Annotated in this window: 13 protein-coding genes; 4 read left to right on the plus strand and 9 right to left on the minus strand. The window is 66.3% G+C overall.

Annotated features, from left to right (window positions below; all coding sequences use genetic code 11):
- Positions 1 to 95: 95 nt before the first annotated feature.
- The 4 genes from RMP10_RS11805 to RMP10_RS11820 form a co-directional block, all read right to left on the minus strand.
- Positions 96 to 2795 (minus strand): protein kinase, encoded by a 2700-nt coding sequence (locus RMP10_RS11805; RefSeq protein ID WP_310570443.1) that lies wholly within the window; start codon positions 2793 to 2795, stop codon positions 96 to 98.
- A 66-nt stretch (positions 2796 to 2861) separates the two neighbouring features.
- Positions 2862 to 3479, minus strand: a complete 618-nt coding sequence (msrA, locus tag RMP10_RS11810) for a peptide-methionine (S)-S-oxide reductase MsrA (RefSeq protein WP_310570444.1) — start codon at positions 3477 to 3479, stop codon at positions 2862 to 2864.
- Between the two features lie 112 nt (positions 3480 to 3591).
- A complete protein-coding gene (locus tag RMP10_RS11815) occupies positions 3592 to 4173 on the minus strand; it encodes a hypothetical protein (RefSeq protein WP_310570445.1) in 582 nt (193 codons plus the stop codon).
- Between the two features lie 110 nt (positions 4174 to 4283).
- Complete coding sequence (locus RMP10_RS11820) at positions 4284 to 4892, minus strand: hypothetical protein (RefSeq protein ID WP_310570446.1); 609 nt, start codon at positions 4890 to 4892, stop codon at positions 4284 to 4286.
- A gap of 115 nt (positions 4893 to 5007) precedes the next feature.
- Between RMP10_RS11820 and RMP10_RS11825 the strand changes: the two genes are divergently transcribed.
- The gene (locus tag RMP10_RS11825; RefSeq protein ID WP_310570447.1) at positions 5008 to 6936 is read left to right on the plus strand and encodes a propionyl-CoA synthetase; all 1929 of its coding nucleotides are present in this window, start codon (positions 5008 to 5010) and stop codon (positions 6934 to 6936) included.
- 171 nt (positions 6937 to 7107) lie between these two features.
- On the opposite strand, the gene RMP10_RS11830 is transcribed toward RMP10_RS11825, so the two are convergent.
- On the minus strand, positions 7108 to 8142 hold the full coding sequence (locus RMP10_RS11830; RefSeq protein ID WP_309671262.1) for a class 1 fructose-bisphosphatase: 1035 nt from the start codon (positions 8140 to 8142) through the stop codon (positions 7108 to 7110).
- 18 nt (positions 8143 to 8160) lie between these two features.
- Here RMP10_RS11830 and RMP10_RS11835 point away from each other — a divergent pair, with 18 nt between their 5' ends.
- A complete protein-coding gene (locus tag RMP10_RS11835; protein WP_310570448.1) occupies positions 8161 to 8706 on the plus strand; it encodes a hypothetical protein in 546 nt (181 codons plus the stop codon).
- On the opposite strand, the gene ilvD is transcribed toward RMP10_RS11835, so the two are convergent.
- Genes ilvD through RMP10_RS11850 form a run of 3 tightly spaced genes read right to left on the minus strand, consistent with a single transcriptional unit; the run spans position 8703 to position 12161 of the window.
- The gene (ilvD, locus tag RMP10_RS11840) at positions 8703 to 10406 is read right to left on the minus strand and encodes a dihydroxy-acid dehydratase (protein ID WP_310570449.1); all 1704 of its coding nucleotides are present in this window, start codon (positions 10404 to 10406) and stop codon (positions 8703 to 8705) included. The genes RMP10_RS11835 and ilvD overlap by 4 nt on opposite strands.
- The gene (locus RMP10_RS11845; protein WP_310570450.1) at positions 10403 to 11320 is read right to left on the minus strand and encodes an NAD(P)-dependent oxidoreductase; all 918 of its coding nucleotides are present in this window, start codon (positions 11318 to 11320) and stop codon (positions 10403 to 10405) included. Before RMP10_RS11845 ends, ilvD begins: the two co-directional genes overlap by 4 nt.
- Positions 11313 to 12161: an SDR family oxidoreductase gene (locus RMP10_RS11850; protein ID WP_310570451.1), complete on the minus strand. Its 849-nt coding sequence runs from the start codon at positions 12159 to 12161 to the stop codon at positions 11313 to 11315. The genes RMP10_RS11845 and RMP10_RS11850 overlap by 8 nt, the downstream gene beginning before the upstream one ends.
- On the opposite strand from RMP10_RS11850, the gene RMP10_RS11855 reads away from it, so the two are divergent.
- Both RMP10_RS11855 and RMP10_RS11860 read left to right on the plus strand, forming a co-directional pair.
- Positions 12160 to 13410: a hypothetical protein gene (locus RMP10_RS11855; RefSeq protein ID WP_310570452.1), complete on the plus strand. Its 1251-nt coding sequence runs from the start codon at positions 12160 to 12162 to the stop codon at positions 13408 to 13410. The genes RMP10_RS11850 and RMP10_RS11855 overlap by 2 nt on opposite strands.
- Positions 13410 to 14273, plus strand: a complete 864-nt coding sequence (locus tag RMP10_RS11860; RefSeq protein ID WP_310570453.1) for an alpha/beta hydrolase — start codon at positions 13410 to 13412, stop codon at positions 14271 to 14273. Before RMP10_RS11855 ends, RMP10_RS11860 begins: the two co-directional genes overlap by 1 nt.
- A gap of 89 nt (positions 14274 to 14362) precedes the next feature.
- Here the strand turns inward: RMP10_RS11860 and RMP10_RS11865 are convergent, their stop codons facing one another.
- The gene (locus RMP10_RS11865; RefSeq protein ID WP_310570454.1) at positions 14363 to 14512 is read right to left on the minus strand and encodes a hypothetical protein; all 150 of its coding nucleotides are present in this window, start codon (positions 14510 to 14512) and stop codon (positions 14363 to 14365) included.
- Positions 14513 to 14533 lie beyond the last annotated feature (21 nt).

Here is a 14533-nt window from a genome sequence, read left to right on the forward strand (position 1 = left end):
GGCCCTCCACGGGGGCCCTTCGCGCTTTCACTGGGCCTGGCACGGGCTCATTGACTATCACCCACGCCCCCCCACACTGACCCCTTGAACGGCTTTCAGGATCCCGGCTGCAGGTTGAGGACGACTTCGAGGCCGAGCAGACGGAGGAGTCGTGCGGTGTCAATGAAAATCAAACTCGACCCGTCGGGCGACATCGTCCAGTTGCGGACGTAGCCGCGGTTGTAGAGCGTGCGCTCCGCGCCGAGCCGCGGTTTGCCGTCCGGTCCCGTGGAGAACGACAGCCCGACAAAGGCGCCTCGGCCGTTGTAGAAGTACAACGTGCGTCCGTCGCCGCTCCACACCGGAAGACGACCCCCGTTGCCCGACACGGCGATGCGCGAGGTCGGTGTCGGAAACGGACTCACGAACAGCTGATCGACCCCCGACGTGTTCGCGGTGTACGCCAGCCAGCGCCCGTCGGGTGAGATTGCCGGCGACTCTTCGCGCGCGGTGCTGTTGGCGTACGGCTGCACCGGTCCACCAACGCTTCGCCTGAAGACACCGATGTCGGCGCTCGTCGCACCCGCGGTGGCGGTTCCGGAAATCGCGACCCAGTCGTCGTTCATCGAGATGCCGTCTACCGACGCCCAGTTCAAAATGGCCGGCAGGTCGACGGCGCTACCGCTGCCATCCGATGGCCGCACCGAGAAGGTGGTCGGTTCGCGCGACACATAGACGATGCTGTCGTCGCGTGCGGTGAACGCCGGCGCTCTCCCGTATCCGTCACCGGTGACCGACTGCGTCACCCCCCTCGTCAAATCCTGCATCACGATGTTCCAGTTGTCGAAGCCGCTGCGCGATTGCATCGCCAGTCGCTGCCCGTCGCGTGAAAACGCCGCGCCTCCTAGCACGATCGCGCCGCTACTCGGAATGCGGATCGGCGTGTTGACGCCGTTGCGTCGCAGCGTGATGCTGGAGTTCGGCGTCCACGTGGACGTGACGCCGTCGGACTCTCTCCGGGACAGCACCAGCGTGCCGTTGGCCGCGACGGCGTACTCGGCGTGGGCGAGGATCGGCGAGCGCAGCACGTTGCCGTCGGCGATCTTCACTGCCGGTCCGGTGGTGTCACCCTTCACCGGATCGAAGGGGAAGGCCAGGAGCGCGCCTTCGCGATTCACCAGCAGACGCTTCCACGCCGGAACGTAGGCGGGTGTGGCGCCGGGCATAAGCGGCCGTGGTGTCGTCGAGCCGGTCGCGAGCCAGTACACCATCGGCACGCGCTCAAGTCCGGCGTACGCGAACAGCACGCCGTGGCCTCCCTCGACCGCCGACGGGCCAACTGGCTGCCGCTCGAGCGAGTCCGCTTTCAGAAACGTCGAGAGCTGCGACGTTTGCAGATCCGCGCTGTACATGGCGGTACCGACGGTCACGAGCACGCGATCGCCGGAGAGCCACGTGGTGCCGCTGACGAAGCCCGTGGGTAACTGGCTGACGGCGGTAGCCGCTCCGCCTCGCAGCGGCATACGGAAGAGCCGCTGATTCGCCACGTACAGCAACTGCTGCCCGTCGGGCGAGACCGACAGGGATGTCGCGCCTTCGGTGCCCGTGAGCACGGTTGACGTGAGCGAACCGAGCTCGCGAGCCACCAGTCGTTGCGGTGGTGCGCCGGCCGCCGAATCGGTCGGCGTCGGTCGTGCCTGAAAGACCAGGGTGCGTCCGTCGGGCGAGAGCACCATCATCTGCCCACAGCAGACGGCCTGCACTTCAAGCGAGTCGGGCGCCGTGACGACGAAGCGCACCGGTGTCAGGTCGGTGCGCACCGTGGTCGTACTGCCGGTGACGCTCTTGGCACCAAGCACCCCGAGTAGCGTACCGGCGGCGAGTCCGCCAACCCACGGCAGGGCGCGTCGCGCCGTCGACGAGCGGCTGCTGTGGGCCGACGCCGCACGCGCGCCACTATGGCGCCGCGCGGTACCGGCGGTATCACCGAGCGCCATCGCAAACTTCTCGGCACTCGCGTGCCGGTCGGCCGGCAATTTCTCGAGCGCCGTCGCCACCGCCTCCCACACGTGCTCCGGCACGCTCTTTCTAAGCTCGGTGACCGGGACGGGATCCGTCGCCAGAACCTTGGCCACGATCGCCTGCATGGTGGGACCGGTGAATGGCGGCTCGCCAGCGAGCATCTCATACGTGACGACACCCAGTGCAAAGACGTCCGCCCGCGCATCGACGGTCTTCTCACCCATCGCCTGCTCGGGAGCCATGTATTGTGGCGTACCGAGGGAAAGGCCGGTCTGCGTCATGCGCTGCCCGCCCGCCTCCGACACCGCGAGTGCAATGCCGAAGTCGGCCACCATCGGTCGCCCGTCGTGCAGCAGAATATTTTCGGGCTTCACATCACGATGCACGATGCCGCGCTTGTGCGCGTAGTCGAGTGCACCAGCCACATCCTGTGCGATGCGGACGGCGTCGGCGATCGGCAACTGGCGTTCGCGATCAAGTCGTGCGCGCAGCGTCTCGCCATCCACGAACGGCATGACGTAGAACACCAGGCCATCCGCACTGCCCGAGTCGAACAGCGGCAGAATGTGCGGGTGCTGTAACCCTGCGGTGAGCGCGATTTCCTTGAGAAACCGCTCGGTGCCGAGCACCGCCGACAGCTCGGGATGCAGCACCTTGATGGCGACCCGCCGGTGGTGCCGCTCGTCTTGCGCCAGATACACCGTGGCCATGCCGCCGGCACCGAGCTCGCGCTCGAGGCGATAGCGTCCGGCCAGCGCCGTGGTCAGGCGCGCGCGTACGTCGGACGGGTTCACGGAGTCGGGGCTGGAGACGTCACCACTCCAAAGTACGGCTCCGCCCCGAGAATGCGCGAGCGTGCCCTACTTGCCCTGCGTCTTCTCCCACCGCGCCGGGTACCGCTTCTTCAGCGCGTCGATCTTGGGGAGGTCGTTATACACGATGTACGGCTGATCCGTGTGGCTGTACAGGTAATTCTGATGGTACGACTCGGCGTCGTAAAACTTGGACAGCGCCGCCAGTTGCGTCACGATCGGGCGAGGGAATGCCTTCGCCTGGGTGAGCTGCGCGATGACGGTCGTTGCGGTCTTCTGCTGCTCGGCGTTCGTGAAGAAGATCGCCGAACGATACTGCGTGCCGACATCAGGGCCCTGACGGTTGAGCTCCGTGGGGTTATGCGCCACGGTGAAGAACACGGCCAGCAAGGTTTCGTACGATACCACGGCCGGATCGAAGGTGACCTTCACGGCTTCGGCATGTCCGGTGCGACCGCTGCTCACCGTCTCGTAGTCGGGGTTCACCACGGTGCCGCCGGCGTAGCCCGACACCACCGACTTCACCCCCTTCACGTGCTCAAACACCGCTTCGACGCCCCAGAAACAGCCACCGGCAAAGACCGCCGTCTGCAGCGTCGCCGCGCGCGCAGTCGAGGTGATCGATACCGTGGAAAGCAGTACCGCGGCAATGAGTGCACGAACCATGTCACGTCTCCCGAAAGGAATACCCGCGTAGCGCGTAGCGCGTAGCGCGGACCGCCCCGACTCCAGCAAGCAGGCTGCAGAAGATAGCCGGAATCGGGGCGGGAAGTTCCCGTTAGCGGCGCCGGCCACCGCCGCGCGGTCCGCCGACGATGATGGGTACGCCCACGAAGCCGGTGTAGAACGGGCGGAAACCGAGTCCACCGTATAGCCCGCCGTAGCCGTAGCCACCGCCGAACATGAACGGGTCGAAGTACGGATAACCGCGGGCGTAGGCGTTGCGGTCATCCTTGGTCGTCGCGGCGACTTCGAGTGGTGCCACCAAAACCGACGCGTTGCCCTGTACGTCCTTGCAGGCACGCTTCTCCTTCTCGGCCTTGGCCACCAGCTTGCCGCCGATCCAGAGTTCGAGTGGTTCCTTGGCCTTCGATTCAAGTTCGACCAGCTCGCGCGCGCCGAGCGTGAGCTTGGTGTGTTCTATGCCCTTCTCGACGGCGTACTCGAGATCCACCGGCTTCGTGCCATCGTTGCGGATCACGAAGCGGTCTTCGCACAGCTGCCCGAAGGTAAGGTGCACGGCATCGTCGATCGCGGTGCGCGACACCACGGCAATCTGCGCCGATGCGCGTGAGGAATCGGTGAGTGACCCAAGGGCGAGCGCAAGCAGCGCCGTCCATCGTGTGGAGTGGTGCGTCATGATGCCTCTCTATGTGATGTGTCGAGATAACCGTGGGCGCGGGGATGTCGTCGCGCGACGGAGGCTCAGTGAGAGAGACACGCGCCGTGTTGCGCTACCCTATATCGCCTCTACGTCGACGCGTTGCGGTCGGCAGCGTCTTGCCGGCGTTGTGCTTCCTGCCAATCCACGACCGGCGCCACGCCGCGATCGTCGAGCGACAAACTCGCCATCGCGCGCTCCACTACCGACGCGCCGAGTTCCGCCGGCAACGCCTGTCCGAACGCCAGCTCGGCACGACGACAGAGTCGCTCTTCACGTGGCAGCTCGGCTTCCGTGCGATACACGCCCATCGCGTGCACGCGCGCATGTACGCCTTCGTGCAGAATCGACGAGGCGACGGGCGCTGCCGTGATATCGCGGCGCGCGAGAAACGTGAGCTCGGTGATGATCACGTTGTCCTGCGGAATGAACGCGCCGCGGCAGGCGAATCGCTCTACGCGGATACCGCGGATGTCGCGCCGCAGATGCGCGAGGCGCCACGGTTGATACGTGCCGATGAGGGCGAGTGACTCATCGAGTCGCGCCAGCACGTCAGCGGTGGCGATGTCGGAGCGCGTGTTGATCACTTCGACGGGCACGCCGTGCAACGTGGTGCGCACCGTCTTCGGTGCCGACGTGCTCTCACCGGCGGCCGGTGCCCCGAACATCGCAGCGAGTCGATCGAAGAATCCGGACATGACGGACAAGTATGGGGGAGAATTACTCTGGCGCGCGACCACGGGAGCAGTAATCGTTCATCAACTGCCGATGCGTTTCATACCCCCTCGCCCGCGAAATGGCTGAGACCGCACTGTGACCGACTCCCTGAGCGCGTACGATCTCGCCTACGCGGCCGCACAGGCTAGTCCTGAGGAGTTCTGGGGCCAGGCGGCGATGGCGCTGCACTGGGACACCCCGTGGGAGCGCGTGCTTGACGACCGGGCGGCTCCGCTGTACCGCTGGTTCAGCGGCGGGCAGATGAACACCTGCTACAACGCCATCGACCGCCACGTGCTGAACGGTCGTGGCGCGCAGGCGGCGGTGATCTACGACAGCCCGGTCACCGGCACGAAGCGCACGATCAGCTACGCCGAGTTGCAGAACGAAGTCGCGCGATTCGCCGGCGTCCTGCGTTCGCTTGGCGTGGAGCAGGGGGATCGCGTGATCATCTACATGCCGATGACGCCCGAGACGCTGATCGGGATGTACGCCTGCGCGCGCATCGGCGCCGTACACTCGGTGGTGTTCGGCGGCTTCGCGCCGCACGAGCTGGCGGTCCGCATTGACGACGCGCAGCCCAAGGTGGTGCTCACGGCCAGCTGCGGCATCGAGGTGCAGCGCATCGTACCCTACAAGCCGCTGCTCGATCAAGCGCTCCAGCTGGCCGCGCACAAGCCGGCGCATTGCGTGGTGTTGCAGCGCGAGGTACATCGCTGTGATCTCACGGCCGGTCGCGATATCGATTGGGCGGAGGCCATGACCACGGCTGCGGCGGTGCCGTGTGTGCCGGTGCTGGCCACCGACCCGTTGTACATCCTGTATACGTCGGGCACGACCGGTCAGCCCAAGGGTGTGGTGCGCGACAACGGTGGACACGCCGTGGCGTTGCTGTGGACGATGAAGCACGTGTACAACGTGGGACCGGGCGAGGTATTCTGGGCGGCGTCGGACTTCGGCTGGGCGGTGGGCCATTCGTACATCGTGTATGCGCCATTGCTGGCCGGGTGCACCACCGTCGTACACGAAGGAAAGCCGGTGGGAACGCCCGACGCCGGCGGCTTCTGGCGGGTGATTCAGGAGCACGACGTGCGTGTGCTGTTCACGGCACCGACGGCGTTCCGTGCCATAAAACGCGAAGATCCCACCGGTCTGTTCTACGCGAAGTACGATGTGTCGTGCTTGCGGGCGTTGTTCCTGGCGGGCGAGCGTCTCGATCCCGACACGTATCACTGGGCGCGCGCGCTGCTGCAAACGCCGGTGGTCGATCACTGGTGGCAAACGGAAACCGGCTGGCCGGTGGCGGCCAACTGCCTTGGACTCACCAGCTTCCCAGTGAAGCCCGGCTCGCCTACCAAGCCGGTGCCGGGCTACACTGTCGAGATTCTCGACGAAGATGGGCACGTGCTGCCATCGAACAAGGAAGGTGCGGTGGTGATCAAACTGCCGCTGCCGCCCGGCACGCTGCCTACGCTCTGGCGCAGCGATGCTCGATACATCGACACCTATCTCGCGCGCTATCCCGGCTACTACCTCACCGGCGACGGCGGCTATATCGACGAGGACGGCTACCTGTTCATCATGGGCCGGGTGGATGACATCATCATCGTGGCGGGCCATAACCTTTCCACGGGCTCGATGGAGCAGGCACTGTCGAGCCACCCGGATGTGGCCGAATGCGCGGTGGTCGGCGTGCGCGACGCGCTCAAGACCCAACTGCCAGTGGGACTCGTGGTACTCAAAGCCGGTGTGGCACGCCCGGTGGCCGAGCTGGCGGCGGAACTCGTGCAACTGGTGCGCGATCAGGTGGGGCCGGTAGCCAACCTGAAGCAGGTGTTGGTGGTGTCACGCCTGCCGAAAACGCGCTCGGGTAAGGTGCTGCGCAAGACCATGCGCGCGATCGCCGATGGTGATGCGTGGACAATGCCCCCCACGATCGATGAACCGGCCACGCTCGAGGAGATCGCGGCGGCGTTCGTTACGATCGGGCTCGCGCGGGCGAATCAGACATCGATTGGCGGGTAGAGTAGAGACCGCAAAAGCAAAAGCAACGGCCACAGCGGGAACACGGAGGGGACGGAATTCACCGATGTCACAGATAAACCAAATGCGCGTTTCAGCTTATCTGCGATATCTGCGTCATCCGCCGACTCCGTGTTCCCGCTGTTGCTGTGGCGGTGGCTGTCGCCGTTGCCGTTACTCGCCGATCGTTACGTCGGGCGTTTCGCGATGGTACTGCTCAATACGCTCCACTTCTTCACTGGCGCCGAATACGAAGCCGCTGCGTTGGTGCAACCCCGTCGGCTGTTCGTCCATCATGCGACGCTCACCGGTGCTGGCCATTCCGCCAGCCTGCTCGATCAGGAAGGCGATCGGATTGCATTCGTACAGGAGCCGCAGGCGACCGTGCCTGGTGTGCGCCCGCGTGTCGCACGGATACAGGAACACCCCGCCGCGCATGAGGATGCGATGCGATTCCGCCACCAGCGACGCGATCCAGCGCATGTTGAAGTCCGCACCGCGAGGTCCTGATACGCCGGCCAGGCATTCGTCCACGTATCGCTTGACGGCGGGCTCCCAGAATCGGCTGTTCGACGCGTTGATGGCGAACTCGCGTGCCGACGGCCCTACCCGCAGATGCGCGTGACTGAGCACCCATTCACTCAGATCCGGATCGAGGGTAAAGGCATGTGTACCGCGTCCGATCGTGAGCACGAGCATGGTGCTGGGACCGTACACGGCATAGCCGGCGCAGACTTGCGCGGTGCCTGGTTGCAGGAAGTCGTCGAGGACTGCGTGAGCGCCTGGTCTGGGCGCGCGTAACACCGAGAAGATGCTGCCCACCGACATGTTCACATCGATGTTCGATGATCCGTCGAGCGGATCGAAGAGCAATAGATACTTGCCGCGCGGATAGTGCGACGGGATCGCATACGGAAGCTCGAGTTCCTCCGACGCCATGCCAGCCAGGTGTCCGCCCCACTCGGTGGCGCGCAGAAAAATCTCGTTGCTGGCGAGGTCGAGCGGCTTCTGCTCCTCACCGTGCACGTTGTGCGAGCCGGTACCCCCGATGTCACCCTGGAGCGCGCCGTGTGCCACCCGACGCGCGATCGCTTTGCACGCGAGGGCGATATCGGCCAGCAGGGCGTCGAAATCGCCGGTTGCCTCGGGAGCGCGGCGCCGCTCCTCGATCAGAAACTGCGCGAGCGTGGCACGTCCGGCGACGGGCATGGTATTAAACTCCACAGAGTGACACGAGCCGCGCCGTGCGGCGCTGGTGAAGGTGCCGCGTATACTAGCACCGCTTCCGGCGGTGCGGAGGTGATCGACTCGATGGTGATTGCTGCCCTGCTGACGTTGATGCTCGCGCGACCCGTTGCTGACACGGCGCCCTGTGCGGTGGCCGCGCGCTTCTTGCGCGACGAACGGCACATGATCGCTGAGGTCGAGGTCGACACGATCGACGACTGGCGCACGAGAAAGAAGGTACCCGGGTGTCGCATCACCGCCGCCGGCGGCACAGAGATCGGCGTGGGCAGGGAGGCGGTCCGCTTCTACGAGCTGCTGCGTGCGGCAAAGTGGGTGCGCACTCCAGAGCCGCGCGATTCCCCGAACGAGGGATCGCTGCGCTTTCGGTGGGAGCAGGCAGACTGCCTGTTCAACATCAACGCCGAGGCGCTGTTGGGAACGGATGCCGAGCAGCGGGTGAACGACACACTCCAGGTGCCGGCGGGGCAGACGCGCTATCAGATCTTCGTCATGTGCATGCCCGCCATGCCGCCGGCACCGCGCTAGCCGTCCGTCGGCCACTCCACCGCGCCGGAGTGTGTGACCGCGCCGAGATGCGCGGGGCCGACTAGGCGGGTGTACTTCTCCAGCACCCCGCCGAGTCTCACCGGAACGGCCACCGGCAGCGCTGCCAGTCGCACGGCCATTTCGGCGTCGCTGAGCTCCACCGCAATACGGCGCGCCTCAGGACGCGCGTCGATCGAGATGATATCGCCGTCGCGCAGCAGGGCGATCGGGCCTCTATCGGCCGCTTCCGGCCCCGCATGGCCTATGCACAGGCCGCGCGTGGCGCCGCTGAAGCGGCCATCGGTGAGGAGCGCCACGTCGGCGCCCATGCCCTGGCCGTAGATCAGTGCGGTGATGCCGAGCATCTCGCGCATGCCGGGGCCGCCCCGCGGGCCCTCGTTGCGGATCACCAGCACGTCGCCGCGCGCGTAGCGCTGGTCGCGCACTGCCGCCTGGGCCTGCTCCTCCGATTCGAACACCCGCGCCGGGCCGCGATGCACCAGCGCGGTGAGTCCCGCGGTCTTGAGCAGCGCGCCGTCGGGGCAGAGGTTGCCCGTCAGCATGGTCACGCCGCCGTCGGCGGAGCGCGCATTCGCCACCGTGCGCACCACGTCGCCATCGGGCAGCGCGACGCCTTCGAGTTCCTGCGCCAGCGTACGCCCCGTGTACGTGAGACAGTCGCCGTGCATCGCCCCCGCCTCGAGTAGGGCGCGCATGACCACGCCGGCACCGCCCACGTGGTAGAGGTCGCGCGCCAGAAACCGGCCGCCCGGTTGCAGGTCGGCAATCAGTGGCGTGCGCGCAAAGACCACGGCCACGTCGTCCAGATGGAAGCGGATTCCGGCCTCGTGGGCGATGGCCGGCAGATGCAACGCGGCGTTGGTGGAGCCGCCGGTGGCCGATACCACCGCGCACGCATTCTCGAGTGAGGCGCGCGTGACGATATCACGCGGCAGCGGACCATCACCCATTACGGCGCGCATCAGCGCCACACCGGCGCGTCGCATGAGTGGCGCGCGCTCGCTGTACACGGCGGGAATCATGCTCGAACCGATGGGTGCCAGGCCCAGCGCCTCCGACACCATACCCATCGTGTTCGCGGTGAACTGACCGGCGCAGGACCCCGCCGTGGGCAGGCACGCATGCGTGATCTCGTGCAAGTCGTCGGGTGTCGCCTCGTTGGCGAGCACCTTGCCGATCATCTCGTACGTCTCGCCGATGTTCGTGTCGCGTCCGCGGAAATGTCCCGGTAGCGCCGCACCCCCATGCACGAACACACCGGGCACGTTACAGCGCACGATGCCCATCATGAGGCCGGGCAAATTCTTGTCGCAGCCGCCGATGGCGAAGATGCCGTCCCACTGATGCCCGCGGGTCGACGCCTCAACACTATCGGCGATGATCTCGCGCGAGACCAGCGAAAAACGCATGCCGCTGTGCGCGATCGACAGCCCGTCGGACACCGATGCCACGGGACATTCGTGCGGCATGCCGCCCGCGGCGTAGATGCCGGTCTTGGCGTGCAACGCCTGGTCGCGCAGGAGCATGTTGCACGGGCTCATCTCGCCGCCGGTGTGAAACACGCCGATGTGCGGTCGCGCGATTTCATCGTCGTCATGCCCGAGCGCCTGCAGAAACGCCCGGGTGGGTGCGCGCAGCATGCCCTCGTGGATATTGGCCGAGCGGAAGCGCTTGGTCATGCGGAGCCGCCCGCGGTGGCGCGCGTGAGGAACAGCGTCACGACCCGCGACACATCGGGATCGGCCCCGATGCTCGCGGTGCGGCTGGCTTCCAGCATCACCTCCGACGCGCGCGTGGCCATCGGCGCGTAGGCGCCGCATTCGCCGGCCAGTCGCACCACCTGATCGATGTCCTTGCGAAACGTGCCCAGTCCCCCGATGCGCGGCGTGTCCACGCCGGCCGCCATACGCGGTCCGAAAATCTGCAGCGGGAGTGAGTCGGCGAAGCCACCGGCCAACGCACCAGGCAACCGCGTGGCATCGATGCCGGACTTGCTCGCGAACGCCAGCATCTCGGCGATCGTCACGAGATTGCAGGCCACGATCATCTGGTTGCAGCTCTTGGCGAGTTGACCGGCGCCATGTCCGCCCATGTGCGTCACGCGCTGCGACAGCGCCTCGAACACCGGGGCCGCGCGCGCGATGTCGTCGGCCTCGCCGCCAGCGAACACGATCAGCTTGCCGGCGCGCGCCAAGGGCAGGCCGCCCGAGACCGGCGCATCGATCCAGCGCGCGCCGCACGCGCTGTCGAGTCGTTCGGCCATGTCGCGCGTGGTATCGGGCGCGATGCTCGACAAGTCGATCAGCAGTTGACCGCGGCGCATCACGGCGTCGATGCCATGCTGGCCGAACACCACCTCGTGTACGGCCGTCGTGTTGGTGAGACACAAGCACACGACGTCGCACGATTGGGCCAGCGCCCGCGGCGACTCAGCCAGCGTCGCGCCGAATGCCACCAGCGGCGTGGCCTTGTCGATCGTGCGGTTCCACACCGACACCGACAGGCCGCACTCGAGCAACCGCTCCACCATCGGCGTCCCGATGAGCCCCGTGCCGACAAACCCGATGCGCGGACGCGCCGCTGTCTCAGGCATACAGGTGCAACCCGTTGTCCATGCGAATCACTTCGCCGGTGATGCCGGGGGCGCCGGCCACCAGGAAATACGCCAGCGCTGCCACTTCATTCACCTCGAGCAACCGCGGCAAGGCCTGCGTGATCAAATACTTCTCCTCCACCGCCTTCAGTTGCTCACCGTCGAGCACGCGACTGGGCAATCCACCGCTCACGTAGCCCGGGGCGATCGCGTTCACCCGAATGTGCGGCGCGAGGGCGCGGGCCAGCGACAGCGTGAGCGTACTCACGGCGCCCTTCGACGCCGCATACGCCACACTCGAGCCCAGTCCCGCCGTACCGGCGATACTCGAGAGATTCACCACGGCGCCACGTCCCGACTCGCGCAGTAGATCGCGACAGGCGCGGATCATGCGAAAGGTGCCGGTGAGATTCACATCGTAGGTGCGCGCAAACTCGCTCTCCGGCAACGCGTCGAGATCGGTGTGCGGAATGAAGCGCGTCGTGCCGGCGCAGTTCACCAGTGCATCGGTGCGCCCGAAGCGCTCGCGCATCGTGGAGGCGGCGGCATGACAGCTGTCGTCGCTGGTGACGTTGAGCAGCACGACCTCGGCCCGCGCCCCAAGCGTCGTGCACTCGGTCGCCACCGCGTCGGCCCCGGCGCGGGTGTCATCGTCGAGCGTACAGATGCCGACGTCCCAGCCGTGGCTGGCGAAGGTGCGGGCGCAGGCAGCGCCGATACCGGTCGCCGCACCGGTGATGAGGCAGACAGGTCTTGCGGGGGAGGTCATGCGGGAGAGCTTACCGGTGGGGAGGGGAATCGTCCACTCACCCGGCAGGCAATTCTCTGGAGAGTCGTGCATGCGGCGTACGTGGCGTTGGACACTACTGACGGTATTGACCGGTGCCGTCGGCGTGGCTGGGCTTGCGGCCTTCACGCAGCCGCCACGTCCTGCGTCATTCCTGTACGTCTGGACGGGCGATGCGGACAAAGCGAGCTCGGACTTTCTGGCCGTGATCGATGTGCGACGCGGGTCGGCCACCTATGGGCAGGTCATCTCCACGGTGCCAGTCGGCGCGAAAGGCACCGGGCCGCACCACACGGAACATCAGGTGGAGCGCGACGGCATCCTGTTCGCCAACGGCTTCGGCGCCGGACGCACCTTTCGTTTCGACGTGACACAGGCGGCGTCCCCGAAACTGCTTGGCTCGTTCACGAACGTCGGTGATTACAGCTTCCCGCACTCGTTTGTGCAACTCGCCGGCGGCCATCTGTTGAGCACGTTTCAGGGACACGGGACCACGAACACGCCGCCCGGCGGGTTGGTGGAGCTCGATCGAAAGGGTCGGTTGGTGCGCGCCACCAGCGCGCGTGCCACCGGCTTCGATACGCTCGACATGCGCCCTTACAGCCTGACGGTGCTACCGGCCATCGATCGCGTCGTGTCGACCAGTACGGACATGCTGGCCGACCACGGGGCGCATCTGCAGATCTGGCGTCTCTCCGACCTCGCGTTGCTGCATACGATCCCGCTGCCGAAAACCGCGGGAGGAGACGGGCATCAGCATGAAGGGGCCCCGACGGCGAAGTACAACGAGCAACACCATCTGTTTCCGGGTGAACCGCGCACGCTGGCCGACGGCAAAACGGTGTTGCTGGCTACGTTCACCTGTGGCTTCTATCGCGTGAGTGCGATCGACTCGCCGACGCCGGCGATCGACTTCGTGAAGGCGTTCGGCGGCTTGGATTGCGCGGTGCCGGTGCTGGTGGGCAACACGTGGGTGCAGACGATTCCCGATGAACACGCCGTCGTATCCCTCAGCGTGAGCGACCCGATGCATCCACGTGAACTCTCGCGCGTGACCTTCGACAGCACCTTCCGCCCGCACTGGATGGCGTTCGATGCGCCGTCGGGACGATTGGTGGTGAACGATGGCGAGTCACAGTTGCAGCTCGTCACGATGAGTGCCATCGGAGCGCTCGTCATCGACTCAGCGTTTCGCGAGCGCGGGGCGCAGCGCCCCGGCGTGCGCTTCGACCGTGCCACGTGGCCGCACGGTGCAACCGGGCCGGCGAAGGCGCACGGGAGTGTGTTCTCGCGAGGGCGCTAGTGCATATCCATCCCGAGATGACGCATGGATATGCGCAGGCCAACGGCGTGCGGCTGCACTACGTGGAGCAGGGAAGCGGACCGTTGGTGATCCTGCTGCATGGGTTCCCCGATTTCTGGTATAGCTGGCGTGACCAGTTGCCTGCACTCGCGGCGGCCGGCTATCGCGCGGTCGCCCCCGACCTGCGCGGCTACAACGAGAGCGAGCGGCCGCTGGGCATCGAGGCGTACTCCATCGACGTGCTCGCCGCCGACGTGGCCGCGCTCATTCACGCGCTGGGCGCCGAGCGCGCTACGGTCGTGGGGCACGATTGGGGAGGACTGGTGGCGTGGCACGTGGCCATGCATCACCCCGAGGTCGTGTCGTCGCTGGTGATCATGAACGCGCCGCACCCGCTCGCCTTTCGTCGCGAACTCAAGGGCAATTGGGCACAGAAGCGGCGCTCGTGGTACATCGGGTTCTTTCAGCTGCCGTGGCTGCCCGAGGCGATGCTGGCGATGGGCAACCGGTGGCTGTTGCGTCGCGTGCTGCGTCGCGGTGGTCCCGCGCACAACGACGCGGAGCTCGACGCCTACCTCGCGGCCTTTGCGGGACAGGGCGCGATGACGGCGGCGCTCAACTACTATCGCGCGCTGTTTCGCATTCGGTCGAAGCGACCGGTCACGATTCAGGCGCCCACGCTGCTCATTTGGGGGCTGCGCGATCGTTTTCTGCTGCCGGCGCTGGCGGAAGGCACTGAGGCGTGGGTGCCTAAGCTCGAGCGCCACGAGGAGCCGCGCGCCCGGCATTGGGTGCAGCATGACGCCGCAGCGTCGGTCAACGCGCAACTGCTGGCGTTCCTGTCGCACCACGCGGCAACGTAGCGACACACATTCAATTACCGGGAGCCAATCGCGCGATCCTCTTTACGAGGCACCGAGTTTCTCCATGTCCCCGACACGCCGAGACGTTCTCACATCGGGCGCTGCGGCGCACCGGTGGTGGCGGCGGACGCGGTGGTGGTGGTGGCGGCGGCATCAAGCTCGTGGGTGGCTCCAAGAGCACCGAGGAACTGATCGCGGGATGTCGCGCGCGGCCCCGGTGATTGCCTCTCGACGTTCATCGGGGTCGTGTCGTGTACACT

The organism is Gemmatimonas sp. (assembly GCF_031426495.1).
Lineage (GTDB): Bacteria > Gemmatimonadota > Gemmatimonadetes > Gemmatimonadales > Gemmatimonadaceae > Gemmatimonas.

What these genes read in the sequence shown, in the direction of transcription:
- RMP10_RS11855 (WP_310570452.1), top strand. Translation starts at nt 12,160, where the DNA reads ATGCGGCGTACGTGGCGTTGGACACTACTGACGGTATTGACCGGTGCC.
- ilvD (WP_310570449.1), bottom strand. Translation starts at nt 10,406, where the DNA reads ATGACCAAGCGCTTCCGCTCGGCCAATATCCACGAGGGCATGCTGCGC.
- msrA (WP_310570444.1), bottom strand. Translation starts at nt 3,479, where the DNA reads ATGGTTCGTGCACTCATTGCCGCGGTACTGCTTTCCACGGTATCGATC.
- RMP10_RS11815 (WP_310570445.1), bottom strand. Translation starts at nt 4,173, where the DNA reads ATGACGCACCACTCCACACGATGGACGGCGCTGCTTGCGCTCGCCCTT.
- RMP10_RS11865 (WP_310570454.1), bottom strand. Translation starts at nt 14,512, where the DNA reads ATGAACGTCGAGAGGCAATCACCGGGGCCGCGCGCGACATCCCGCGAT.
- RMP10_RS11830 (WP_309671262.1), bottom strand. Translation starts at nt 8,142, where the DNA reads ATGCCCGTCGCCGGACGTGCCACGCTCGCGCAGTTTCTGATCGAGGAG.
- RMP10_RS11820 (WP_310570446.1), bottom strand. Translation starts at nt 4,892, where the DNA reads ATGTCCGGATTCTTCGATCGACTCGCTGCGATGTTCGGGGCACCGGCC.
- RMP10_RS11850 (WP_310570451.1), bottom strand. Translation starts at nt 12,161, where the DNA reads ATGCACGACTCTCCAGAGAATTGCCTGCCGGGTGAGTGGACGATTCCC.
- RMP10_RS11845 (WP_310570450.1), bottom strand. Translation starts at nt 11,320, where the DNA reads ATGCCTGAGACAGCGGCGCGTCCGCGCATCGGGTTTGTCGGCACGGGG.